This window comes from Acinetobacter sp. ABJ_C4_1 (genome assembly GCF_044538495.1).
GTDB classification, from domain to species: domain Bacteria; phylum Pseudomonadota; class Gammaproteobacteria; order Pseudomonadales; family Moraxellaceae; genus Acinetobacter; species Acinetobacter nosocomialis_A.
The window spans coordinates 1-25,369 of sequence record NZ_JBIUCQ010000010.1; the positions used below are offsets into that span (position 1 = coordinate 1).

At 40.5% G+C, this 25,369-nt stretch carries 17 protein-coding genes and 1 pseudogene; 3 read left to right on the forward strand and 15 right to left on the reverse strand.

Annotation, left to right across the window (positions count from 1 at the left end; genetic code table 11):
- The 4 genes from ACIF8R_RS12555 to ACIF8R_RS12570 all read right to left on the reverse strand — a co-directional run.
- A partial coding sequence (locus ACIF8R_RS12555; RefSeq protein ID WP_396481097.1) for an Ig-like domain-containing protein occupies positions 1-4,190 on the reverse strand: 4,190 nt, incomplete at its 3' end.
- A 455-nt stretch (positions 4,191-4,645) separates the two neighbouring features.
- Positions 4,646-6,148 (reverse strand): sodium:proton antiporter, encoded by a 1,503-nt coding sequence (locus ACIF8R_RS12560; RefSeq protein WP_002051161.1) that lies wholly within the window; start codon positions 6,146-6,148, stop codon positions 4,646-4,648.
- Positions 6,149-6,382: 234 nt separating this feature from the next.
- Positions 6,383-7,282: a neutral zinc metallopeptidase gene (locus ACIF8R_RS12565; protein ID WP_396481099.1), complete on the reverse strand. Its 900-nt coding sequence runs from the start codon at positions 7,280-7,282 to the stop codon at positions 6,383-6,385.
- A gap of 29 nt (positions 7,283-7,311) precedes the next feature.
- Positions 7,312-8,235, reverse strand: coding sequence for a DUF808 domain-containing protein (locus tag ACIF8R_RS12570; RefSeq protein WP_396481101.1), 924 nt, complete (start codon positions 8,233-8,235; stop codon positions 7,312-7,314).
- Positions 8,236-8,441: 206 nt separating this feature from the next.
- Here ACIF8R_RS12570 and trpS point away from each other — a divergent pair, with 206 nt between their 5' ends.
- Positions 8,442-9,455, forward strand: a complete 1,014-nt coding sequence (gene trpS / locus ACIF8R_RS12575) for a tryptophan--tRNA ligase (RefSeq protein WP_348888307.1) — start codon at positions 8,442-8,444, stop codon at positions 9,453-9,455.
- Between the two features lie 411 nt (positions 9,456-9,866).
- Here the strand turns inward: trpS and sucD are convergent, their stop codons facing one another.
- The 10 genes and pseudogenes from sucD to sdhC form a co-directional block, all read right to left on the reverse strand.
- On the reverse strand, positions 9,867-10,757 hold the full coding sequence (gene sucD, locus ACIF8R_RS12580; RefSeq protein WP_002051332.1) for a succinate--CoA ligase subunit alpha: 891 nt from the start codon (positions 10,755-10,757) through the stop codon (positions 9,867-9,869).
- 14 nt (positions 10,758-10,771) lie between these two features.
- Complete coding sequence (gene sucC / locus ACIF8R_RS12585; protein WP_001048573.1) at positions 10,772-11,938, reverse strand: ADP-forming succinate--CoA ligase subunit beta; 1,167 nt, start codon at positions 11,936-11,938, stop codon at positions 10,772-10,774.
- A 148-nt stretch (positions 11,939-12,086) separates the two neighbouring features.
- Entirely contained in the window at positions 12,087-13,520 is a 1,434-nt protein-coding gene (gene lpdA, locus ACIF8R_RS12590) for a dihydrolipoyl dehydrogenase (RefSeq protein ID WP_002051272.1), read from the reverse strand.
- Positions 13,521-13,582: 62 nt separating this feature from the next.
- Positions 13,583-14,776 (reverse strand): 2-oxoglutarate dehydrogenase complex dihydrolipoyllysine-residue succinyltransferase, encoded by a 1,194-nt coding sequence (odhB, locus tag ACIF8R_RS12595; RefSeq protein WP_200027436.1) that lies wholly within the window; start codon positions 14,774-14,776, stop codon positions 13,583-13,585.
- The gene (locus tag ACIF8R_RS12600) at positions 14,776-17,616 is read right to left on the reverse strand and encodes a 2-oxoglutarate dehydrogenase E1 component (protein WP_263614459.1); all 2,841 of its coding nucleotides are present in this window, start codon (positions 17,614-17,616) and stop codon (positions 14,776-14,778) included. The genes odhB and ACIF8R_RS12600 overlap by 1 nt, the downstream gene beginning before the upstream one ends.
- A gap of 157 nt (positions 17,617-17,773) precedes the next feature.
- Positions 17,774-17,902 (reverse strand): annotated as a pseudogene (locus tag ACIF8R_RS12605) (hypothetical protein).
- A gap of 283 nt (positions 17,903-18,185) precedes the next feature.
- Positions 18,186-18,896 carry a succinate dehydrogenase iron-sulfur subunit gene (locus ACIF8R_RS12610; protein WP_004705893.1) on the reverse strand — a complete coding sequence of 237 codons (711 nt, stop codon included), beginning with the start codon at positions 18,894-18,896 and terminating at the stop codon, positions 18,186-18,188.
- Positions 18,897-18,910: 14 nt separating this feature from the next.
- Positions 18,911-20,746 carry a succinate dehydrogenase flavoprotein subunit gene (gene sdhA, locus ACIF8R_RS12615; RefSeq protein ID WP_227062829.1) on the reverse strand — a complete coding sequence of 612 codons (1,836 nt, stop codon included), beginning with the start codon at positions 20,744-20,746 and terminating at the stop codon, positions 18,911-18,913.
- Between the two features lie 12 nt (positions 20,747-20,758).
- A complete protein-coding gene (gene sdhD / locus ACIF8R_RS12620; RefSeq protein ID WP_000833672.1) occupies positions 20,759-21,124 on the reverse strand; it encodes a succinate dehydrogenase, hydrophobic membrane anchor protein in 366 nt (121 codons plus the stop codon).
- Positions 21,124-21,525: a succinate dehydrogenase, cytochrome b556 subunit gene (sdhC, locus tag ACIF8R_RS12625; RefSeq protein ID WP_001984863.1), complete on the reverse strand. Its 402-nt coding sequence runs from the start codon at positions 21,523-21,525 to the stop codon at positions 21,124-21,126. The genes sdhD and sdhC overlap by 1 nt, the downstream gene beginning before the upstream one ends.
- Before the next feature lie 953 nt (positions 21,526-22,478).
- On the opposite strand from sdhC, the gene gltA reads away from it, so the two are divergent.
- A complete protein-coding gene (gltA, locus tag ACIF8R_RS12630; protein ID WP_001287579.1) occupies positions 22,479-23,753 on the forward strand; it encodes a citrate synthase in 1,275 nt (424 codons plus the stop codon).
- A gap of 70 nt (positions 23,754-23,823) precedes the next feature.
- Here the strand turns inward: gltA and ACIF8R_RS12635 are convergent, their stop codons facing one another.
- Positions 23,824-24,309 carry a DUF1289 domain-containing protein gene (locus ACIF8R_RS12635; protein WP_396481104.1) on the reverse strand — a complete coding sequence of 162 codons (486 nt, stop codon included), beginning with the start codon at positions 24,307-24,309 and terminating at the stop codon, positions 23,824-23,826.
- A 111-nt stretch (positions 24,310-24,420) separates the two neighbouring features.
- Here ACIF8R_RS12635 and ACIF8R_RS12640 point away from each other — a divergent pair, with 111 nt between their 5' ends.
- Positions 24,421-25,353: a rhodanese-related sulfurtransferase gene (locus ACIF8R_RS12640; protein ID WP_311070066.1), complete on the forward strand. Its 933-nt coding sequence runs from the start codon at positions 24,421-24,423 to the stop codon at positions 25,351-25,353.
- Positions 25,354-25,369: the final 16 nt, after the last annotated feature.

Sequence of the window (25,369 nt, forward strand, 5' to 3'; positions counted from 1 at the left end):
ACATTACCTGCAGGGTCGGTTGCTGTCACAGTCACCGTATGTGGACCATCTGCCAACACTGGAAGTGTATTGTCTGCAAGTGTCCAGGTACCGTTGCCATTATTGACCGCTGGATAGTCCACACCATTTACACTCACCACCACAGTCGCTGTTGGATCGTTCACTGTACCGGTTAATGCAGGTGTACTGTCATTGGTGGTTACATCACTTAAAGTAACTGTCGGTGCTGTCGTATCGATAGTCACCACTGCACCTGTTGTACCCACATTACCTGCTGGGTCAGTTGCTGTCACAGTCACGGTGTGCGGTCCATCTGTCAACACTGGAAGCGTATTGTCTGCAAGTGTCCAGGTACCGTTGCCATTATTGACCGCTGGATAGTCCACACCATCTACAGTCACGACAACAGTTGCAGCTGGATCATTCACTGTACCAGTTAATGCAGGTGTACTGTCATTGGTTAACACGTCACTCAAGGCAACAGTCGGTGCCAATGCATCTACAATGCCTGTACCTGGTAATGATGGGTTACCTGCAGGGTCAGTTGCTGTCGCAGTCACTATTTGACCATCAAGCAAGTCACCTGGGTTTGGCGCTGTCCATTTACCATCTGGGCCTGCAACGACAGTTGCTGTTGTGCCATCAGGGAAGCTTACAGTGACTGTTGAACCTGGTTCTGCTGTACCTGTGACTGGATTAGTCGCATTGATCGGATCAAGTACCGGCGCACTTGGTGCTGTGGTATCGATAGTTACGACTGCACTGCCCGTACCCACATTACCTGCAGGATCAGTTGCTGTCACAGTTACCGTATGTGGTCCATCGGTCAACGCTGGAAGGGTATTGTCTGCAAGTGTCCATGTACCATCACCATTATTGGTTGCCGGATAGTTCACGCCATCTACAGTCACAACCACTTTCGCAGTTGGATCATTCACTGTACCGGTTAACGCAGGTGTACTGTCATTGGTTAATGTCGTGGTGACAGTCACAGATGGTGCAACTGCATCTACAATGCCTGTACCTGGCGCTGATGGGTTACCCGCTGGATCAGTCGCTGTCGCAGTTACTGTTTGTCTATCAGTCAAGTCACCTGGGTTTGGCACTGTCCACTTACCATCTGGGCCTGCAACGACAGTTGCTGTTGTGCCATCAGGGAAGCTCACAGTGACTGTTGAACCTGGTTCTGCTGTACCTGTGATTGGATTGGTTGCATTGATCGGATCAATTACCGGTGCACTTGGCGCTGTGGTATCGATAGTTACGACTGCACTGCCCGTACCCACATTACCTGCAGGATCAGTTGCTGTCACAGTTACCGTATGTGGTCCATCGGTCAACGCTGGAAGGGTATTGTCTGCAAGTGTCCATGTACCATCACCATTATTGCTTGCCGGATAGTTCACGCCATCTACAGTCACAACCACTTTCGCAGTTGGATCGTTCACTGTACCAGTTAACGCAGGTGTACTGTCGTTGGTTAATGTCGTCGTTACCGCAACTGTTGGTGCAACTGCATCTACAATGCCTGTACCTGGCGCTGATGGGTTACCTGCAGAGTCAGTTGCTGTCGCAGTTACTGTTTGACCATCAGTCAAGTCACCTGGGTTCGGCACAGTCCATTTACCATCAGGCCCTGCAACGACAGTTGCTGTTGTGCCATCAGGGAAGCTCACAGTGACTGTTGAACCTGGTTCTGCTGTACCTGTGACTGGATTGGTTGCATTGATCGGATCAATTACCGGTGCACTTGGTGCTGTGGTATCGATAGTTACGACTGCACTGCCCGTACCCACATTACCTGCAGGGTCGGTTGCTGTCACAGTTACTGTATGTGGACCATCAGTCAACACTGGAAGTGTGTTGTCTGCAAGTGTCCATGTACCATCACCATTATTGGTTGCCGGATAGTTCACGCCATCTACAGTCACAACTACTTTTGCAGTTGGATCATTCACTGTACCGGTTAACGCAGGTGTGCTGTCATTGGTTAATGCTGTCGTTACTGCAACTGTTGGTGCAACTGCATCTACAATGCCTGTACCTGGCGCTGATGGGTTACCTGCTGGATCAGTCGCTGTCGCAGTTACTGTTTGACCATCAGTCAAGTCACCTGGGTTTGGCACTGTCCATTTACCATCAGGGCCCGCAACTACAGTTGCTGTTGTGCCATCAGGGAAGCTCACAGTGACTGTTGAACCTGGTTCTGCTGTACCTGTTACTGGGTTAGTCGCATTGATCGGATCAATTACTGGTGCACTTGGCGCTGTGGTATCGATAGTTACGACTGCACTGCCCGTACCCACATTACCTGCAGGATCAGTTGCTGTCACAGTTACCGTATGTGGTCCATCGGTCAACGCTGGAAGGGTATTGTCTGCAAGTGTCCATGTACCATCACCATTATTGCTTGCCGGATAGTTCACACCATCTACAGTCACAACCACTTTCGCAGTTGGATCATTCACCGTACCAGTTAACGCAGGTGTACTGTCGTTGGTTAATGTCGTGGTGATAGCAACTGTTGGTGCAACTGCATCTACTGTACCAGTTGAAGGAGTTGATGGGTTACCTGCAGGGTCGGTTGCAACAGCTGTAACTTTATCACCATCTTTAAGATCACCTGGGTTCGGCACAGTCCATTTACCATCAGGGCCCGCAACTACAGTTGCTGTCGTACCATCCGGGAAAGTCACTTTAACAGTTGAACCTGGTTCTGCTGTACCTGTGACTGGATTGGTCGCATTGATCGGATCAATTACTGGTGCAGTTGGTGCTGTCGTATCTACAGTTACAACTGCATTTGTTGTACCTACATTACCTGCAGGATCAGTTGCAGTCACAGTGACCGTATGTGGCCCATCGGTCAATGCTGGAAGCGTATTGTCTGCAAGTGTCCAGGTACCATTGCCATTATTGGTTGCCGGATAGTTCACGCCATCTACAGTCACAACCACTTTCGCAGTTGGATCATTCACTGTACCGCTTAATGCAGGTGTACTGTCATTGGTTAATGTCGTGGTGACAGTCACAGATGGTGCAACTGTATCTACTGTACCAGTTGAAGGAGTTGATGGATTACCCGCAGGGTCGGTTGCAATAGCTGTAACTTTATCACCATCTTTAAGATCACCTGGGTTCGGCACAGTCCATTTACCATCAGGGCCCGCAACTACAGTTGCTGTCGTACCATCTGGGAAAGTCACTTTAACAGTTGAACCTGGTTCTGCTGTACCTGTGACTGGATTGGTCGCATTGATCGGATCAATTACTGGTGCAGTTGGTGCTGTCGTATCTACTGTATAAGATTTTGACTCATTAATATTGCTGCTGTTACCTGCTGCATCAGTAAAAGTAACTTTTGCATCAATGGTTTTATCGCTATCTGCAATTAATCCACTGCCTGGTACAACTACACTCCACGTACCTGCTGCTTTGTCTACATTTGCAGTGTAAGTTACACCATTAACAACCACTGTAACGACAGTATTTGCAGCATCTGTCGGAATATTTTTTAAACTACCCGTAACAGTAACATTACCCGCAGCTTCCGTTGAATTAATAACATTATCTGAAGTTATAGGATCAACAGAGAAAGTAACGCCATTTGTATTTGGCGGCGTGGTATCTGCAGGAGAAGAGTCATTACTGCTACCACTATTTGATGCAGCAGCAATGATACCACCTGCAACTAGAGGTACTGCTGCCCACAACCATGGGTTCACACCTGCATCGTGATAAAGTAATGGCTGAATTGAAGAAATAGGTTGATAAATAACATCAGACACTAATGCCTGTGGTGCTTCTGCTGGTAGAGCTGCTGGTAAGTCTTCACCCAAAAGTGCTTGTGGCTCTACATCACTGTCGGCATCCGCATCTGCATCGCTGTCGGCATCTGCATCATTTTCGGCATCCTTAAATTTTGCCCAAATGAGTTGACCATTTTGGTCTTGAAAAACAAGACTGTTGTCAGATGGCTCAGCAGTACCACTAAAGAAACCTTCAATAACAATAGTTTCACCATTTTTCAGGCGAATTACTGCATTGGTACCCTCCCTATTTACTACCAATACATCACTGGCAGCCACTTTTACCAACACAACTGATGCTTCTGAAAGTTTTGCAGAAGTTCCCTCTGTTGTTACCAAGGTTTTGTGACTTTCCTTGGCAATAATTTGTATTTCAGGCATATCTATATTCCTTTTATATTATTGATTTAAATGATTTTTTGTATAATTCTTTTTACTTAATGTTTTCGAGTTTTTGACCTACAACTTAAAAACATTAAGTAATGTGATCATTTTTACATTAACCACTTTAAAATAAAAAAAATAAATACTAAAGTCCTTATAGAAAAAAAATTAATTAATACAAATTTTATATAAATAAAATTTTCATTGTTATTCTTATAATTTAAGAAAAATAAGCAGTAACTGTTTTATATATAAAACAAATTTAATTTTTATTATTGGAAATTTATTGAAAACTATTTTAATTTAAAGTTTTATATAACAAGTTTTAATATCTCAATAAAATAAAATATATTATTAATGATATATATAGAAAAAAAATGGCTCTAGGTAATATTTTACTATTACACTAAAGCCTTATTTTTTAATTTAATTAAAAATACTTTTAAGTTTATTTAAAAATTATCTGGACTCTCAAAACGTTTTACTTCTTGTAACTTATTTGGATCATGCATAGTTGCAATACCATCTTCTGTTTTTTGGTCAACAATTACATCGGGATTAAAGATAGTAATTGTTTCTCTTCCTAATGCATCTTCCCCTACAATATATTGAAAGCCACGGCGATTCATTTTATGGCATAGCTTCTGGTAAAAACCTTTAAGGCCTTCCGTTTCTTCATTAGGGTTGTAATAAAATGCATTCATTACCGCTGGTAAGCCAAGACCACACACCACACCAGATAACAATACGCTAATAAAAGTATATCCAATCAGAATACTACTATAAGGGCTAAGTGCTGGAATATTGGCGACTGCCAAAATTAAAGCAAGTGAAATCCCTCCTCGTACCCCACCCCAAGACAAAATGGTTAAACTACCATTGTAGCTTTTGGTCTTACGCATTGTTGGGAAGAAAGCAAAAGACATAAAATTTGCTGCAAAACGAGAAATATGCAAAATAAAGAAAGCGACTATTCCACCTAAAATCAGGCTAAAATTTAAATCAAGAATAAATAACTCAAGACCAATTAAAGTAAATAAGAATGAATTAATAATTCCTTCTACAGTATGCCAAAAATGGTTAACTTCCCTAATTTCTCGCTCTTCACGGATTTCTTTCCACTTATTACCAACGATTAAACCGCCAATCACACAAGCAATCGGTGCAGATGCATGAGCAAATAAAGCAACCAAATATGCTCCGCTAGCAAGTAAGGCGGTTGTTAAGATCAGAGATTCCATTTCGTGTTTACCACGTAATAGGCGTAATGTTCCTATACCAAATGCCCATCCAATACCGACAGCAACCACAATTTCATAAAGCAAAGCTTCTAATGTCGCAACTAATGAAAAATGTTCACCTTGTAAAACATTCAACAACGTCATAAATAATGCAATACACATCGCGTCATTAAATAAAGACTCACCTTCTAATTTGACAATAAGATGATGGGGTGCACGAATTGAACTTAAAACACCTTTAATACCAATTGGATCTGTTGCACCCAATGCCGCGCCTAATAACAGAAGAACTAAAATTGGCACATGATGACCAACCAGCAATTGGAAACCGTAAAGTAAGCCACCAAACAATACCGCACAGATAACTAGCGCAATAGTCGCTAGAATACTAATTTGTCTCCAATAACTTCTTAAGTCTGAAATTTTAAATTTCAGTGCAGAAGATGTCAGAATAAAACAGATGACACCATTAATTAAAAAGTCATAAAAATCGATATGACGTACTGCTTCTTCAATATTATGAATATTAATAGTAATAAACTGATTACCATTTAAGAGACTGGCTCCCCATTGCAAAATGAAGACAAAAATTGCAGAAACAAGAGGCACGCCAATCGCTTGAGGGAAGCCTAAAATACGCTTATTGAATATAGTGGTTGCAATTGATAAGGCAAATACAACCGTAAGTGCTTGTAATAAGAAAAAATTACCCATGAACACCCTTCTTCTGGGTCAATGACCAAATAAGAAAACCTAGACAGCTGAACTGAACAGAATGACAAAATAGGCACTTATATGTGCCCAAACAGTTAAAAATTGAAATATAAGTTTAACGAATTACTTTAATCATTCTATCGATCAGTTAAATTTCTTAACATTAATTATGAATCAGAGGGGTATTAAAAAGATGAGTCTATTAAAAATGCTTTAATAAACTCATCTTTCGCATTAGATAGAATTATTAAAAGTATCACATTGATTGATATCACCAGACTTTAAGCCCACTTGAAACCAATGCATCCGCTGCTCACTCGTACCATGGGTAAAACTATCAGGAACAACTTGGCCAGTTGCACGTTTTTGCAAATAGTCATCACCAATTTTTTGAGCTGCATCCATTGCTTCTTCAACATCGCCAGACTCTAAAAACTGAGTACGCTGTTGATTATGATTTGCCCATATACCTGCTAAACAGTCAGCTTGTAACTCTTGACGAACAGATAGCTGGTTGCCCTCTCTTTGACTAACTTGCGAACGCGCTTGTTGCACTTGAGAAGAAATACCAAGCAAGGTTTGAACATGATGCCCCACTTCATGAGCAACAACATAGGCTTGGGCAAAATCCCCTGCCTCATCTTGGCGAGTAAGCTCTGATTTATTTTGTTCACCTGAGATACCCATTTGCTCACGCATATCTTTAAAGAATTCGGTATCAATATAAACTTTCTGGTCAGCTGGACAATAAAAAGGTCCCATAGCAGATTGAGCGGTACCACAACCTGAGCGAGTCACTCCACTAAATAAAACCAACGTTGGCGGTGTATAAGTTTTACCTAACTGCTTAAATATAGGTGTCCACGTATCTTCTGTATCAGCTAATACAGTTCCAACAAAATCTGACGCTTCTTTTTGCTCAGGTGTTAAACTTTCTGGTGAAGTTGCATTTGATTGTTGTGAAGCAGTAACCTGCTGCGTTGCCTGATAAGCCATTTGTGGATCAACGCCAAAAAATTTCCATGCGACAAATGCTACAACCAAACCAATAATACTAATACCACCTGCTTTAACGCCGCCCCCACCTCGACGGTCCTCAACATTGGTACTGACTCTACGATCTCTCCAACGCATAACTTCCCTCTTCTTTTTAAATGGCCTGATTAGTCAGAAGCTTTTGGCCACATTTTCTGTATTAAACTCACCACAAGCAACACAACTGCACCAGCAATCATACCAATCGCAAAGTTCATTAATGTCGGTGTTAAAGCACCAATAATATTTCCTACTGCCGGTATAGTTTCTACCTGATCAACCGTATCTTCAGTAACATGGTGAAGTAAAGGAATCGTATGGTTAATAATCCCTCCACCTACTAAAAACATTGCAATAGTTCCAACAATAGAAAGTAGCTTCATTAAAAGAGGAGCAAAAGCAAGTAAACCACGTCCTAGAGTTTGTTTGAAAGAAGCAGCTTGTTTTGTTAAATATAATCCTAAATCATCAATCTTAACAATCATGCCAACCAAGCCATAAACGCCAAGCGTCATCACAACTGCAATAATGCTAAGAACACTAACTTTAGTTAATAACGTAGCAGTCGCCACCGTACCTAACGAGATTACGACAATTTCAGCTGATAAAATAAAATCTGTACGAATAGCCCCTTTTACTTTCTCTTTCTCAAAAGTAGCCATATCTAGCTCTTCATTGTTGAATTCTTTTTCTGCTTCCTCAGAGGTCGAAGCTTTTTTATGCGTAATTGTATGAAGAACTTTTTCAACGCCTTCATAACATAAAAATAAGCCCCCTAGCATCAAGAGCGGATTAATTAGCCAAGGTGCAATAACACTAATTAATAACGCTAAAGGTACTAAAATAAGCTTATTAACTAAAGAACCTTTCGCAACCTTCCACACAATAGGCAATTCACGATCTGCTCGCACACCTGTTACCTGTTGTGCATTTAAAGCCAAATCGTCACCTAAAACACCAGCAGTTTTCTTTGCTGCCATTTTGCTCATTAAAGCGACATCATCTAAAATTGTTGCAATATCATCTAGTAATAAAAGTAAGCCACTTGCCATTTCTTATCCAGGTTTGTATTTATCTGACTATTGTAAGATGAAATATTCCAATTTCTGTAATTTTACTGAATAAATTCACAATATTATTTTAAGAAAGTTTAACCAATCGCTGACGAAAAAATTTTATTTCCCGTACAATAATGCCAATCTTTTATATTACAGGGCTTACTATCCCTGATTAAGCCAATACGATAGTGGAATAAATAATGAGTAATGTTGATCAGCGTCCAATTATTTTGACAGGCGACCGCCCTACCGGACAACTTCACCTTGGGCATTTTGTCGGTTCTTTGCGTTCACGTGTAGGTTTACAGGATAGCCATCATCAACATCTCTTATTAGCAGATGCTCAAGCATTAACAGACAATGCAGATAATCCAGATAAAGTACGCCGTAACATCTTAGAAGTTGCTCTAGATTATTTAGCAGTTGGTATTGACCCAGCTAAGACAACCATTTGCGTACAGTCATGTTTACCAGCACTGAATGAGCTTACAATGTTATATCTTAACTTTGTAACTGTGGCTCGTTTAGAACGTAATCCGACCATCAAATCTGAAATTCAAATGCGTGGTTTTGAACGTGACATTCCTGCTGGTTTCCTTTGCTACCCTGTTGCACAGGCAGCTGATATCACGGCTTTTAAAGCAACTGTAGTACCAGTGGGTGAAGATCAGATTCCAATGATTGAACAAACGAATGAAATTGTACGTCGTGTGAATCGCCAAATTGGTCAAGACCTTTTACCTGAATGCAAAGCATTGCTTTCTAATATGGCTCGTTTACCAGGTTTTGATGGTAAAGCAAAAATGTCTAAGTCATTAGGCAATACCATTGTTTTAAATGCTTCTGACAAAGACATTAAGAAAGCGGTAAATGCAATGTACACAGACCCAAATCATCTTCGTATCGAAGATCCAGGTCAGGTTGAAGGCAATATTGTATTTACTTATTTAGATGCATTTGATCCAAATAAAGAAGAAGTTGAAGAATTAAAAGCTCACTACCGCCGCGGTGGTCTTGGTGATGGTACTGTTAAAAAACGTCTCGAAGGTGTGTTAAAAGAATTGATTACACCTATTCGCGAACGTCGTGAAGAACTCGCTAAAGATCCTGATTACATTATGGATGTTTTACGTCAAGGCACTGATAAATGTCGAATCATTACTCAGCAAACTTTAGATGAAGTTAAAGATGGCTTAGGCTTATTTAAATTCTAATTTTTATACCAAGAATATAATTCAAAAAAGCCCTACGGGGCTTTTTTTATTATTACATTTAACTTCAATAATTTAATTTATTAGAATTTCTATATATTTATTATGATTCACACGCTCTTACCCTTTTAACGTGAAGTAACACTAATTAACGTGAACCTTAATGAACAACTATGAGCATATCACTAATATAGCTCAAGTAGGTTGATATGAACCTCACGACATTTCTCCTTAAGCCGAAACTGTTTTTAACAGATTCGTTGTTCTACGCAATGATCACCCCAATCATTGCGTATTTTTTTGTCTTTTTTTAGCCTTATTATTTCTGTTTTCATTTTATGCTACTTTTCAATAATGCAAAAAAATACCGCATCATTTTCAGATGCGGTATTTTTTAAAGATTTAAGGCAGCTATTAAACTAAACCTTTCTCTTTTAATACTTGCAACATAGTTGAACCAAGCTCAGCTGGGCTACGAGTGTAAGCCATGCCTGCTTTTTCAAATGCAGCAAATTTCTCTTCAGCAGTACCTTGACCACCAGAAATGATCGCACCAGCGTGACCCATACGCTTACCTTTAGGAGCAGTTACACCAGCAATGTAACCTACTACAGGCTTAGTCACGTTAGATTTGATGAATTCAGCAGCTTCTTCTTCCGCTGTACCACCGATCTCACCGATCATGATGATTGCATCAGTATCTGGATCGTCTTGGAACAATTGAAGAGCTTCAATTTGGTTCATACCTGGGATTGGGTCACCACCAATACCGATACAAGTAGACTGACCTAAACCAAGCTTAGTTGTTTGAGCAACAGCTTCATAAGTCAATGTACCTGAACGCGAGATGATACCAATACGACCTGGTTGGTGGATGTGACCAGGCATAATACCGATCTTACATTCACCCGGAGTGATCACGCCTGGGCAGTTAGGACCAACTAAACGAGTACCGTTACCGTTAGTTTCTAAATAACGTTTTGCTTTAAGCATGTCGATTGTTGGAACACCTTCAGTGATCACAACGATTAGACCAACACCTGAATCAACCGCTTCAACGATTGAGTCTAAAACGAATGGAGCTGGTACATAGATTACAGATGCATCTGCATTTGTTTCACGTACAGCTTCTTTCATTGTGTTGAATACTGGTAAGTCAAGGTGAGTTGTACCACCTTTACCTGGAGTAACACCACCAACAACTTTTGTACCGTAGTCTAAAGCTTGTGCAGAGTGGAAAGTACCGTTTTTACCAGTAAAACCTTGTACCAATACTTTAGTGTCTTTATTAATTAATACGCTCATGATTGATACTCCCCTTACGCTTTAACTGCAGCTACAACTTTTTCTGCGGCATCAGACAAACCGTTCGCAGAAATTAATTTCAAACCAGATTCATCAAGTAATTTAGCACCTAATTCAGCGTTGTTACCTTCTAAACGAACAACAACTGGAACAGTTACGTTTACTTCTTGAACCGCTGCAATAATTGCTTCAGCAATCATGTCACAACGTACGATACCACCGAAGATGTTAATTAAAACACCTTGTACAGAAGTATCAGCAAGGATGATTTTGAACGCTTCGATTACGCGCTCTTTAGTTGCACCGCCACCAACGTCAAGGAAGTTTGCAGGCTGACCACCATAAAGTTTAATGATGTCCATAGTTGCCATTGCTAGACCAGCACCGTTAACCATACAACCGATGTTACCTTCTAAAGCAACATAGTTAAGATCAAATTCAGATGCTTTTAATTCACGCTCATTCTCTTGAGATTTGTCACGTAAAGCAGCAACTTTAGGTAAACGGTAAAGCGCGTTAGAGTCGATACCTACTTTCGCGTCTACACATAAAATTTCGCCATTTTCACGAACTGAAAGTGGGTTAATTTCAAATAAAGCAAAATCGTTTTCAACAAATGCTTGGTAAGCAGCTGTCATGATTTTTACGAATTGACCGATTTGTTTGTCTTTCAAACCTAAAGCAAACGCAACTTCACGTGCTTGGAATGGTTGTAAGCCAACTAATGGATCAACTTCAACTTTGATAATTTTTTCTGGAGTTTCTTCAGCAACTTTCTCGATTTCTACACCACCTTCTGTAGAAGCCATGAAAGTAATACGACGGCTAGAACGGTCTACAACCGCACCCAAGTAAAGCTCACGCTCAACTGGATATACGTCTTCAGCAACAATGATGCTGTTTACTGGTTGACCATTTGCATCAGTTTGATATGTTACAAGACGAGTACCAATGATATTGTTTGCAAATTCGATAACATCTTCTTTAGATTTTGCAACTTTAACGCCACCAGCCTTACCACGACCACCAGCATGAACTTGCGCCTTCATTACAGCGAATTTACCACCAAGCTGTTCAAATGCAGCAACTGCTTCGTCTGCATTGGTTGCCAAGATACCTTCTTGTACCGGCATACCATATTCTTTCAATAACGCTTTAGCTTGATACTCATGTAAGTTCATTTAGTTACCTACTTAACTTTGTTTGTTGTCTTCAATTTGCGCAACATTCTCATGTTGTATATGCAAATTGCTGTCTACGTCTATCAACTTGATGATTTTTTAATCACACCATCGAATGTGAAAAAGAGCGGAGAACCGCTCTTTAATTTTATTTACGCTTACGTTGAATCGCGTGAATTGCACGACCATCTACAGCAAGTGCAGCTTCATGAACAACTTCAGAGAATGTTGGGTGACCAAAAGTCATCAACTGAAGATCTTCAACAGAAGATACAAATTCAAGAGCGATCATACCTTGGTGAACGATATCAGATGCAGCAGGTCCAATGACATGCATACCTAATAAACGGTCAGTTTTTGCATCAGCAACGAACTTAACAAAACCTGCGCCTTCACCAGCAGCTAAAGCACGACCATTTACAGCAAAACCGAATTGACCAGTTTTTACTTCATGACCTTTTTCTTTAGCTTGCTCTTCAGTTAAACCTACCCACGCCGCTTCAGGGTGTGTATAGATAACAGAAATGATTGTGTCATAGTTCACTTGAGCTGCGTGACCGTGAATACGCTCAACAGCCATTACACCTTCTTCCATTGCTTTATGAGCAAGCATTGGACCGCGAACCAAGTCACCAATCGCGTATACACCTTCTACAGAAGTTGCACAGTGATCATTTACTTCAACTAAACCACGTTCAGTTAATTTAATGCCTGAATCTTCAGCCAATAAACCTTCTGCATATGCTTTACGGCCAACACAAACGATTAATTTGTCAAAAGTTTGAGTTTTTTCTTCGCCACCTTGAGTGTATTTAACAGTCACTTCACGACCATTAACTTCAGTGCCAGAAACTTTAGCACCAACGCGAATATCAAGACCTTGCTTAGTTAAAAGCTTTTGGTATTCTTTTGCCAAAGCTTTATCAGCCATTGGCAAGAATGCATCCATTGCTTCAAATACAACAACTTCAGCACCAAGACGACGCCATACTGAACCAAGTTCTAAACCGATTACACCAGCACCAATCACGCCTAAACGCTTAGGTACTTCTGGGAAGTTTAATGCGCCAGTTGAATCAACAATAATATCTTGATCTACAGGAGCTACAGGAATATTTACAGGCACAGAACCAGACGCAAGAATCACGTATTTAGGTTCTAAAACTTGAGTTTCACCTTCATGAGAAACGAACTCAACTTTTTTACCAGCAAGTAATTTACCTGTACCTTTTAACCACTCAATACCGTTGCCTTTAAGCAATTGATCGATACCGCCAGTTAATTGGTCAACAATTTTGTCTTTACGAGCAAGAAGTTTTGCAAGATCGAAATTCACTTCACCAGTTGTAATACCGTGATCAGCTAAGTGATGCACTGTATCTTCATAACGATGAGAAGAATCAAGCAAAGCTTTAGAAGGGATACAACCTACGTTTAAGCAAGTACCACCTAAAGAAGGCTTACCATTGTGAATACGTTTTTCAATACAAGCGACTTTGAAGCCTAGTTGAGCAGCGCGAATCGCAGCTTCATAACCACCAGGACCACCGCCGATGACAACAAGATCAAATTGTTGAGACATTTTTATCTCCATAAACCAGGATAGAGGATCGCTCTACCCTGGTAGGTATTTATTCGAAGAAATTAAAGATCAAGGATGAGTTTAGCTGGCTCTTCTAACAATTCTTTGATTGCTACTAAGAAACCTACAGCTTCTTTACCATCGATCATACGGTGGTCATAAGAAAGCGCTAAGTACATCATCGGCAAGATTTCAACTTGACCATTTACCGCCATAGGGCGCTCTTGGATTTTGTGCATACCCAAGATACCAGTTTGCGGTTGGTTCAAAATAGGAGTTGAAAGCAATGAACCGAAAGTACCACCGTTAGTAATTGTGAAAGTACCACCAGTCATTTCTTCGATAGATAATTTACCGTCACGTGCTTTACCAGCATAAGCAGCAATACCTGCTTCAACTTCTGCATAGCTCATACGGTCAGTATCACGTAATACTGGTACAACAAGACCACGATCAGAAGATACTGCAACGCCGATGTCATAGTAACCGTGATAAACGATATCGTCGCCATCAATTGAAGCGTTTACAGCTGGGTAGCGTTTAAGCGCTTCAGTTGCTGCTTTAACGAAGAATGACATGAAGCCTAAACGAGCGCCATGACGTTTTTCGAAAGCATCTTTATATTGCTTACGCAATTCCATGATTGGCTTCATGTTAACTTCGTTAAATGTAGTTAACATTGCAGTTTCTTGAGTTGCAGCAAGAAGACGCTCAGCAACACGCTTACGTAAACGAGTCATTGGAACACGTTTTTCGATACGCTCGCCAACAGCAACACTTAACGGAGTAACGTTAGCAGCTGGTTTAGCTTGATGGTTTGCAACATCTTCTTTAGTGATACGACCACCACGGCCAGTACCTTGTACATCAGCAGCAGCAATACCAGATTCAGTTAACGCTTTACGAACCGCAGGAGCTTGATCAGATACAGTTTCTGTACGTTCAACAACAGGAGCTGCACCAGCTTGAGTTTGAGCAACTGCTTGTTCTACTGCTGCAGGAGCAGCAGCTGCGCCAGCACCAGCTTCGAATTGAGCAATAACTTCGTCAGAAAGAACTGTATCGCCTTCACCTTTAATGATTGCAACCAAGCTACCATCTGCAGGAGCAACAACTTCTAAAACAACTTTGTCGGTTTCAATATCACAGATTACTTCATCACGTGATACAGGTTCACCCACCTTTTTATGCCAAGTTGCGATGGTGCCATCTGCAACAGACTCTGGGAATACCGGTGCTTTAATTTCGGTTGCCATTATTGAGAATCTCCTGATTGTTCAGCTTCGATTGCCAATGCATCATTAATTAGCTGAGCTTGTTGTTTTGCATGCAAGTACGGTGAGCCACAAGCTGGTGCAGCAGAAGCTTCACGACCTGCAAAACTGATACGGATTTGTTTGCCAGATTTTAAGATATCGTCATATAAACGCGGTGCGATAAACAACCAAGCGCCTTGGTTCTTCGGCTCTTCTTGCGCCCAAACGAGTTCTTTCACATTTGGATAAGCAGCCAAGATTTCCGCAAGACGTTGCTCTGGGTATGGATACAACTGTTCAATACGTACGATTGCAACATTAGTTAAGTTTTGTTCACGACGTTTTTCGAGTAAGTCGTAATAAACTTTACCGCCACAAAGTACAAGACGAGTTACATCTGACTTGTTAATTTGATCGATTTCGTCAATTACAGTTTGGAATGAACCATGTGCTAGCTCTTCTAAAGTAGAAGTCGCAAGTTTATGACGAAGTAAAGATTTCGGTGACATTACGATTAATGGCTTACGAATTGGGCGTACAGCCTGACGACGTAATGCATGGAAAATCTGTGCAGGTGTCGTTGGAGTGATCACTTGCATGTTGTCTTCAGCACATAACTGTAAGAAACGTTCTAAACGAGCTGAAGAGTGCTCTGGACCTTGACCTTCGAAACCGTGTGGTAACAACATTGTTAAACCACAAACACGCTCCCACTTAGTCTCACCAGAAGCAATAAACTGGTCAATCACAACTTGAGCACAGTTTACGAAGTCACCAAATTGTGCTTCCCAAATAATCAAGCTCTTAGGAATTGTAGTTGCGTAACCATATTCGAACGCAAGAACTGCTTCTTCAGATAAAAGAGAGTCGTAAATCGCAAAACGTGGTTGGTTCTCTTTAACATGACAAAGAGGAATGTAAGTTGAACCATCAACTTGGTTATGCAATTTCGCATGACGGTGTGAGAAGGTACCACGACCTACGTCTTCACCAGTAATACGAACTAGATAGTCTTCATCTAATAAAGTTGCATAAGCTAAAGTTTCTGCTGCACCCCAGTTTAAAGGAGTTTCACCAGTTTGCATTTTTACGCGATCTTCAATTACTTTTTGAACCTGACGCTGCATTACAAACCCTTCAGGAAGTTTGCTCATGCCCTCGCCTAATTCTTTTAAGCGATTTAAGTCAAATGAAGTATCCCAATCGTCTGTGTAGTCGTGGCCCAAATATGGAGTCCAATCAACAAACATTTTGGTATTTGGTTCAAGAATCAATGCATTTGCTACATGATTACCCGCTTCTAAATCAGAACGGTAATCTTCAACCATTTGATCAGCTTCAGCACGATCAAGTACTTTCTCTTGTACAAGTTGATCAGCATAAAGTGTACGAGTAGTTGCTTTCTTCGCAATTACTTGATACATCAATGGTTGTGTACCAGATGGCTCATCTGCTTCGTTATGGCCGCGACGACGATAACAGAACAAATCGATAACCACATCTTTACGGAATTCGTGACGGAAATCATGTGCTAATTGAGTAGCAAAGATAACTGCTTCAGGATCATCACCATTTACATGGAAAATTGGCGCCTGAATCATTTTAGCAACGTCAGTACAGTACTCTGTAGAACGCGCATCACGTGGATCAGAAGTTGTGAAACCAACTTGGTTGTTCACAATAATATGAACTGTACCACCAACCGTATAGCCACGAGTTTGTGACATTTGGAAGGTTTCCATGTTCACGCCCTGACCTGCAAATGCAGCATCACCATGAACAATAACTGGCAATACGTCATCACCGCCGATGTCTCTACGACGTACTTGACGTGCGCGTACAGAACCTTCAACTACAGGACCAACAATTTCCAAGTGAGATGGGTTAAATGCCAATGCCAAGTGAACTTCGCCACCTGGAGTCATTACATTACTTGAGAAACCTTGGTGGTATTTAACGTCACCTGAACCTTTCTTATGAATTGATTTACCTTCGAACTCACCAAATAAGTCCGCAGGGTTTTTACCCATAATGTTAACAAGAAGGTTCAAACGGCCACGGTGTGGCATACCGATAACAACTTCTTTACAGCCTACAGCACCAGCACGCTGGATAATCTCGTTTACCATAGGAATAAAAGATTCGCCGCCTTCAACACCAAAGCGTTTAGCACCGACGTATTTATTACCAAGATATTTTTCTAGCCCCTCAGCAGCGGTTAAACGCTCTAAGAAGCCTTTCTTTTGATCATTTGAGTAATTGAATTTACCACGGGCACTTTCAAGACGTTGTTGAATCCAACGCTTTTCTTTTGTGTCCACGATATGCATGTATTCAACACCGATTGAACCACAATAGATTGCTTCCATTGCTTCAATCATTTCAGCAAGAGTTGCTTCACTCTTACCAATCTCAAGATTGCCTGTGTTGAATACTGTGTCTAAATCTGATTTGGTTAAACCGTGTGCTGAAAGATCTAAATCAGGAATATCTTCACGCTTAGCAAGACCTAATGGATCTAATTTAGCTTTTTGATGTCCGCGATTGCGATAAGCAGCAATAAGTTGTAAAACGCCAATTTGACGACGCTCATGCTCAGTACTTACAGTACTTTGTACAACAGGTTGAACACGATTAGCATTACGTCCTAGTAATAGGAATTGCTCACGCACAGCGCTGTGTGGTTGGTCACCCTTTGGATATTTATCGAAATATTGGCGCCAGTCCTCAGCGACGGAGGTTGGGGAAGTCAGGTACTGCTCGTAAAGTTCTTCAATATACGCTGCACTATCAGCGGAAAGTTCAGTGTCAAGACGCAATGCGTCAGCAACTTCTTGCATTTGTGGACCCATTTCCTATTGCAAAAAATATTACAGGCTGCCTTTTAAGCACACCCATGATGCATAATGTCAAATTGGTAAAAATGACACTACTTACCCAACAGGTCTTCAAGACCATGGGGCGTCATACTACCTAGAGAGAAAACTCCATAGGTAATTAATGAATCACAACGCCCTCAATGGCATCATCACTCACCTTATACTCGATTAAAACCGAGCAATTTTTTGCAAATCTTTTTAGAAAAATTAACTACACAATTAACTTTTCTAAAATGACTTTGACCATAAAAATTAAGCACTGATCTAAGATCGTGCCACTTAATTTAATTTCACTAGTATACGCTTTTTTCACCTACAACTTTGTGGCAAATCGTATCATGTTCTTAACGAACGATTGATTTTTTTGACACATACCATCTATAAATTGGCGAAATACATATCCAATTTTATCTATTAATATATGGTGCTTGATATAAAAACCCCTCTTTTAGCGACTAAAGTATAAGACGCCTATTATAAAGTTAAAAAAAAACGCACATCAAGGATGTGCGTTCTCTATTTGTGCAGAATTAACCCGCTTGATCTAACAACATGTTACGGATGTGACCGATAGCTTTTGTTGGATTCAAACCTTTAGGACATACTGACACACAGTTCATGATACCTTTACAACGGAACAAACTGAATGGATCGTCAAGACGAGCCAAACGATCTGCAGTCGCAGTATCACGAGAATCGATAATAAAACGGTATGCATTCAACAATGCTGAAGGACCCAAGAACTTATCAGGGTTCCACCAGAATGATGGGCATGAAGTTGAACAACATGCACAAAGAATACATTCATACAAACCATTCAAGTGTTCACGTTCTTCAGGAGACTGTAAACGCTCTTTAGGTGGAGCTGGTTGGTTATTGATCAAGAATGGCTGAATTTTGTCATATTGATCATAGAATTGGTTCATATCAACAACCAAATCTTTAATAACCGGCAAACCTGGCAATGGACGAATTACAATTTTCTCAGGTAGGTCGTTTAAATTCCATAAACAAGCCAAACCATTTTTACCATTGATGTTCACACCATCCGAACCACAAATACCTTCACGGCATGAACGGCGGAATGTTAACGTTTCATCTTGAACTTTCAAAGCAAGCAATGCATCAAGCAACATACGGTGCTTATCAGTCAATTCAAGTTTGAAAGTTTGCATGTACGGCGCTTTATCCTTATCAGGATCATAGCGGTAGATTTCGAATGTACGAGTACCTCTACTCATCTTTATACTCCCGATTAGAATGTACGTGGTGCTGGTGGAATTGGATCAACAGTTAACGGTTTGAAGCGCACTGGCTTATATTCCAAACGGTTATCCGATGAATACCATAAAGTATGTTTCATCCACTCATCATCACGACGACCGTATGAATAAGTTGGGTGATCAGCTGGTAATTCATAGTCAACTACCGTATGCGCACCACGACATTCTTTACGCGCAGCAGCTGAAATTAATGTAGCTTTTGCAACTTCATATAAGTTTTCAACTTCAAGCGCTTCAACACGTGCAGTGTTAAATACTTTAGATTTATCTTTCAAGTGAATGTTGCGCACACGTGGTTCAAGAGCAAGAATCTCTTTAACACCTTTATCAAGCAAAGCTTGAGTACGGAATACACCAGCGTGATCTTGAACGATATCACGAATTGCGTCAGCAACTTCTTGTGCATTTTCGCCAGAAGTTGATTCATCTAACTTACGTACGCGATCTAAAGTTTGCTCTAATACGTTTGTTGGAAGTGGCGCATACTCATCACCATGATGCTTAGTTACGTAGTCGATAATGTGCTCACCAGCAGCTTTACCAAACACAACCAAGTCAAGAAGTGAGTTAGTACCTAAACGGTTTGCACCATGTACTGATACGCAAGAACATTCACCAATTGCATAGAAACCTTTTACAGGTTTAGTGTAGTTGTCTGTACCAGGTTCTGGTAAGCACACTTGACCATGCATATTCGTAGGAATACCACCCATTTGATAATGGATTGTTGGTACTACTGGAATTGGTTCTTTAGTAATGTCTACGTTTGCGAATTTTTTACCGATCTCAAATACAGATGGTAAACGCTTCATGATTGTGTCAGCACCCAAGTGAGTCATATCAAGTAAGATATAATCACCTTTTGGACCACAACCACGACCTTCTTTAATTTCTTGGTCCATAGAACGTGATACGAAGTCACGTGGAGCCAAGTCTTTTAAAGTCGGTGCATAACGTTCCATGAAAGGTTCGCCGTCTTTGTTACGAAGGATCGCACCTTCACCACGACAACCTTCAGTTAACAATACGCCTGCGCCCGCAACACCCGTAGGGTGGAATTGCCAAAATTCCATATCTTGTAATGGAATACCAGCACGAGCAGCCATACCAAGACCGTCACCAGTGTTGATATAAGCATTTGTTGATGCACGGTAAACACGACCAGCACCACCGGTCGCAAACAATGTTGCTTTTGCTTGGAATACTGCGATGTTACCAGTTTCTTGGTCAATTGCAGTTACACCAAGTACATCACCTGCTTCGTTACGGATCAAATCAAGAGCGATCCATTCAACGAAGAATTGAGTACCCATTTTCACGTTGCTTTGATAAAGCGTGTGCAATAATGCGTGACCAGTACGGTCAGCAGCAGCACAAGCACGTGGAACTGGTTTATCACCATAGTTAGCAGAGTGACCACCGAACGGACGTTGGTAAATTGTACCATCAGCGTTACGGTCAAACGGCATACCCATGTGTTCAAGTTCATATACAACTTTTGGTGCTTCACGACACATAAATTCGATTGCGTCTTGGTCACCTAACCAGTCAGAACCTTTTACTGTATCGTAAAAGTGGAAATGCCAGTTATCTTCTTGCATGTTACCTAACGACGCACCGATACCACCTTGAGCAGCAACTGTATGTGAACGTGTTGGGAAAACTTTAGTAAGTACTGCAACTTTCAAACCTGCTTGAGCAAGTTGGTAAGATGCACGCATACCAGAACCACCACCACCAACGATAACTGCATCGAAAGTGAGGTTTTGAATATTTGAATAATCTTCTTTAGGGGTTATCGCGCCCATGATATCTTCCTATCAATTCGCCCAGAAAATCTGGATACCCCAGATTGCGTACACAAACACTGCAATAATGACAGCCGTCGTCAGTACAAGGCGTAAACCTTTCGCTGAAGGACCCATTTGACGAGTAGTGACATAGTCAGTGAAAACTTGCCACATACCAATCCATGCGTGTGCGATAAGCGATAAAATTGCCAATAAAGAAAAAATCTTCATTGGTAATGTCATCATGAAACCAGCCCATTGTTGATAGTCAAATCCGCCTTTGCAGAGAATCCAACCAAAAAGAACAACAGTATAAGCTGCCAATACCACAGCACTTACACGCTGGATAAACCAATCACGAGAACCTGAACCTGTTAAACCTGTAGCACTTTTCATTAGAACATAATCCATACAAAGGCTGCGATAATGGCTACCACAGATAAGATCAATGAAATTGTCGCTGCAATACGACCGCTTTGCAGTTCTTCGGCAAAACCTAGATCTGCAAGCAAATGCTTAACCCCAGCAATAAAGTGGAAAATTAAGCCGGCTACAAATACCCACACGACAAAACGTACAAGGATATTTCCAAAAACGACATTTTTAACGTAGTCAAATCCTTCTGGTGAAGATAATGATTTATCTAGAATCCATAAGAGAACTGGTACTAATAAGAAAACGATGACACCTGATAAACGGTGTAAAATTGATGCAATAGCCACGGGTGAGCGTAAATTTACCGCTAACACCTGACCCATGGACAAATTGACAGGTCTGTTGCTTTTCACAGCGGGCATCCTGTAGGTAGAAACTCCGACCGGAGTTTGTTGAATTAATTCCAAGGAAAGCTGGCATTGTTAGGCAAGCACAGCTCATGCCTAACCTATAAACGACACTGAATTATAAAACGCGAAATATCAAAATACAAACAATCCACTTTGCCTTTTCCGCAAAAACTCATCAAATAAGAATCATTCACATAGCCAAACAGCAGTCTTCCCTATCCAAAACTTAAGATAAAACAAAACATGTGCTTGTTTAACCTCATATTTTATAAAAAATATCTTTTCTACTGCTTTATTTAAAATAAGTGAGTTTTAGACTAAAGATAAAGTTAATAAATCATCAAGTCTAATCGAAAGCATAAACTAAAATTATTCTTACTTACTAATTTTGATCATTTTTATTTTTAAAATGGTAACTCTCTATACTTATCTTAAAAACAATAAAGAGCTACTTGACTCTTAACAGTGAGCAGTATTTTTACAAAAAATTCGTTTTAATTTTTCAAGCATGATCAACAAGCTATTTTTTAGACAATTAAACTCAAAAAAAGTACAACTTTTGGAATTATCAAATGGTGATAATGAAGCAATTTTTGAATCGCAATTTAAAATTACAGACTGAGTTTTATGATTTTTTTAAGCCGATTGGCATTTTATGACCACTACGAATTCTTAATTTTTATTTAAAAATTTGCTTACAATTGTACTCACGCTTCATTTTTTTTCTGCACGTTCTTCTTGAATTGACTTATGATACCATCCCGATGCAGTGATTTTACTGACTTTTTTGCTCGGGTCTTGATGACTAACTCTCTGTGGGAACGTCATTTTTTATCCATAAGTATAATTGACAAAATTTCAGTACTCACTAATCTTATAGCAAATTTTGACACCGTCTGATTCGCACATGAGAAAATTAGGATTTCGAGTCAGATAATCATTCACCAGGACAGGAGATCTATTGAATGTCTGAAGCAACTGGCAAAAAAGCCGTATTACATCTTGATGGCAAAGAAATTGAATTACCAATTTACAGTGGCACATTAGGTCCCGATGTAATCGACGTTAAAGATGTATTGGCCTCAGGTCACTTTACTTTTGATCCTGGTTTTATGGCGACAGCTTCATGCGAGTCTAAAATCACATTTATTGATGGTGACAAAGGTATTTTATTACACCGCGGTTACCCGATTGACCAGTTAGCGACTCAAGCAGACTACCTTGAAACTTGTTATTTATTATTAAATGGCGAGTTACCAACTGCTGAACAAAAAGTTGAGTTCGATGCGAAAGTTCGTGCTCACACTATGGTTCACGATCAAGTTAGCCGTTTCTTCAATGGTTTCCGTCGTGATGCTCACCCTATGGCAATCATGGTTGGTGTAGTTGGCGCATTATCTGCGTTCTATCACAACAACCTTGACATTGAAGACATCAACCATCGCGAAATTACTGCGATTCGTTTGATTGCTAAAATTCCAACGCTTGCTGCTTGGAGCTACAAATACACTGTAGGTCAGCCATTCATCTATCCACGTAATGACTTAAATTACGCGGAAAACTTCTTACACATGATGTTTGCGACTCCTGCAGATCGTGACTACAAAGTAAACCCTGTTCTTGCTCGTGCAATGGATCGTATCTTTACGCTTCACGCTGACCACGAACAAAACGCGTCTACTTCTACAGTTCGTCTTGCTGGTTCTACTGGTGCGAATCCATATGCATGTATCTCTGCTGGTATCTCTGCACTTTGGGGACCTGCACACGGCGGCGCGAATGAAGCAGTTCTTAAAATGCTTGATGAAATCGGTAGCGTTGAAAATGTTGCTGAGTTCATGGAAAAAGTTAAACGCAAAGAAGTTAAGCTTATGGGCTTCGGTCACCGCGTTTACAAAAACTTCGACCCACGCGCTAAAGTTATGAAACAAACTTGTGACGAAGTTCTTGAAGCTTTAGGTATCAATGATCCTCAATTAGCGCTTGCTATGGAACTTGAACGTATTGCGTTGAACGACCCGTACTTTGTTGAACGTAAACTTTACCCTAACGTAGACTTCTACTCTGGTATCATCCTTAAAGCGATTGGTATTCCAACAGAAATGTTTACTGTAATCTTCGCTCTTGCACGTACAGTTGGCTGGATCAGCCACTGGTTAGAAATGCACAGCGGTCCTTACAAAATTGGTCGTCCACGTCAACTTTACACTGGTGAAGTTCAACGTGACATCAAGCGTTAATATTCGAACGAACATTAATGTAAAAAAGCTGCCTTATGGCAGCTTTTTTTATAAATAAGTTTTTTAAAAGTTACTCTTCTTCAAACATATTTAACAAGTGATGACTAATACCATCCGCTCTTAACCAAGCCAACTCATAACTTGCTTTAGCTAGAGCCAAGACACGTCTTTCAAATTCAGTCCATATCTCTTTAACTTGTGCTTCTGAAATCCCTAAACCACTTTCAGATGCAAGATGTTTATTTTTTTCACATATTTTTAAGGCATGGTAAAGTTTACGGCCTTTACTCGCCCCTTCCATTAAACGAACACGCTTGCTTAATATAAATCCTTCCACATGCTGGACATTCGCCTGTGGCAACATAGGTACCAAAATCTGGTCTAATTGATCATCTAAGCGCTTCCAGACAGCTAAACGCTGCTCTACTGTATAAGTATTCCATTGAATCACTTCATGGTTAAAACGGCGACAACCACGACATACCTGATCACCAAAAACTGTTGAACAACGCCCTGCACATGGGGTGAGAGAGAGCGTTCGATGATCATTACTCAAAACAGACTCCTTAAATAAACCATATACTTTTTATGGTTTTCTCGCTTATTACAAATTTTCGCGCTAAAATACGCGCCTTAAATTTCTATCTTAATACATTTGGAGTTTTCCATGAACGCTACTGTAGAACAGCTTGCACCTGTAGAACAGCAAGCGACCGCGGGTTGGGTTGTTGCAGCACTATATCAATTTAAAGAAGTTCAAGATCCTGCTGATCTTCAACAACGTCTTTTAGACTTAGTGAAAACAATTAACCTTTGCGGAACTCTGATTGTAGCAGGTGAAGGAATTAATGGTACCGTTGCTGGCGACCGTGAGGCAATTGATAAAATTCATCAATTTTTGTTAAACGAAGGTTTTAACGCTATGGAATATAAAGAGTCCCATAGCTCTGACAAGCCTTTCCGTAAAATGAAAATTAAGCTTAAAAAAGAAATTGTAACTTTAGGCGTAGAAGTAAAACCTCGTGATTTAGTAGGCCACTATCTTGACCCTAAAGAATGGAATGAGCTTCTTGCACGTGATGATGTAATCCTAATCGACACGCGTAACGACTATGAATATAAAGCTGGTACTTTCAAAGGCGCGATCGACCCTAAAACAGAAACATTCCGCGAGTTTCCTGAGTACGTTAAAAAAGAGTTAGAACAGCATAAAGACAAGAAAATCGCGATGTTCTGTACAGGCGGTATTCGCTGTGAAAAATCGACTTCTTTACTTCTTCAGGAAGGCTTTCAAGAGGTTTACCATCTCAAAGGTGGTATTCTTAAATACTTAGAAGAAACTCCAGCAGATGAAAGTCTTTGGGAAGGCGAATGTTTCGTATTTGATGGACGTACTGCTGTAACTCATGGTGTCGAAGAAGGTGCAAACATTAAATGTCATGCTTGTGGCTGGCCTTTAACTCCAGAAGAGTCTGCTCTACCAAGCTATGAACATGGTGTTTCTTGTGTATATTGCATCGATAAAACGACTGAGAAACAAAAAGCTGGTTTCCGTATGCGCCAATCACAAATTGCTGCAGCTAAGCGTAAACGCCTATAAAACTGAAAAGTATTTT

Bases quoted from the DNA above. Each gene is read 5' to 3' on its own strand.
- ACIF8R_RS12560 (WP_002051161.1), bottom strand. From the start codon at position 6,148: ATGGGTAATTTTTTCTTATTACAAGCACTTACGGTTGTATTTGCCTTA.
- ACIF8R_RS12565 (WP_396481099.1), bottom strand. From the start codon at position 7,282: ATGCGTTGGAGAGATCGTAGAGTCAGTACCAATGTTGAGGACCGTCGA.
- ACIF8R_RS12570 (WP_396481101.1), bottom strand. From the start codon at position 8,235: ATGGCAAGTGGCTTACTTTTATTACTAGATGATATTGCAACAATTTTA.
- trpS (WP_348888307.1), top strand. From the start codon at position 8,442: ATGAGTAATGTTGATCAGCGTCCAATTATTTTGACAGGCGACCGCCCT.
- sucD (WP_002051332.1), bottom strand. From the start codon at position 10,757: ATGAGCGTATTAATTAATAAAGACACTAAAGTATTGGTACAAGGTTTT.
- sucC (WP_001048573.1), bottom strand. From the start codon at position 11,938: ATGAACTTACATGAGTATCAAGCTAAAGCGTTATTGAAAGAATATGGT.
- lpdA (WP_002051272.1), bottom strand. From the start codon at position 13,520: ATGTCTCAACAATTTGATCTTGTTGTCATCGGCGGTGGTCCTGGTGGT.
- odhB (WP_200027436.1), bottom strand. From the start codon at position 14,776: ATGGCAACCGAAATTAAAGCACCGGTATTCCCAGAGTCTGTTGCAGAT.
- ACIF8R_RS12600 (WP_263614459.1), bottom strand. From the start codon at position 17,616: ATGCAAGAAGTTGCTGACGCATTGCGTCTTGACACTGAACTTTCCGCT.
- ACIF8R_RS12610 (WP_004705893.1), bottom strand. From the start codon at position 18,896: ATGAGTAGAGGTACTCGTACATTCGAAATCTACCGCTATGATCCTGAT.
- sdhA (WP_227062829.1), bottom strand. From the start codon at position 20,746: ATGGGCGCGATAACCCCTAAAGAAGATTATTCAAATATTCAAAACCTC.
- sdhD (WP_000833672.1), bottom strand. From the start codon at position 21,124: ATGAAAAGTGCTACAGGTTTAACAGGTTCAGGTTCTCGTGATTGGTTT.
- sdhC (WP_001984863.1), bottom strand. From the start codon at position 21,525: ATGCCCGCTGTGAAAAGCAACAGACCTGTCAATTTGTCCATGGGTCAG.
- gltA (WP_001287579.1), top strand. From the start codon at position 22,479: ATGTCTGAAGCAACTGGCAAAAAAGCCGTATTACATCTTGATGGCAAA.
- ACIF8R_RS12640 (WP_311070066.1), top strand. From the start codon at position 24,421: ATGAACGCTACTGTAGAACAGCTTGCACCTGTAGAACAGCAAGCGACC.